The organism is Microbulbifer sp. 2205BS26-8, assembly GCF_030731025.1.
GTDB lineage: Bacteria > Pseudomonadota > Gammaproteobacteria > Pseudomonadales > Cellvibrionaceae > Microbulbifer > Microbulbifer spongiae.
In genome coordinates this window covers 1-468 of record NZ_JAVAMR010000189.1, presented here as the reverse complement: position 1 = coordinate 468, position 468 = coordinate 1, and the positions used below count along the sequence as shown (strand labels likewise).

1 pseudogene is annotated in these 468 nt (G+C 52.8%); it reads right to left on the bottom strand.

The features are described 5' to 3' along the window. A pseudogene (locus Q5Y71_RS17210) lies at nt 1-468 on the bottom strand (IS3 family transposase); the annotation flags it as partial.

Here is a 468-nt window from a genome sequence, read left to right as displayed (position 1 = left end):
CGGATATAGGCGGGAACACCACGTAAAATGAACAGGTCTGTCAATACATTAATCACTTCCGTTGAGTTCAGCTTTCGTTTCACCCAGATTGCCAGACATTCTCGGGAGTGCTCGTCCAGGATATTCAGCATTCGGAATGCTTCCCGTCGCTGGTCCGATGATGAACAAAGTCATACGACCAGACATGATTGGGATACTCCGGACGCAGTCGAACACATGACCCGTCATTTAGCCAGAGCCGTCCCTTCTTTGGTTGCTTTATTGGAACCTTCAGCCCCTCACGTCGCCACAGTCGTTCCACGCGCTTGTTGTTCACTTGCCAGCCTGCATCTCTCAGTAAAGCTGCGATCCGGCGATAGCCGTATCGACCATACTGTCGCGCAAGCTCGATCATGTCAGCAACCAAACGGTCTTCGTCGGAACGGCCAACAGGCAGGCGCCTTTGTGTAGACCGGTGCTGGCCCAAAA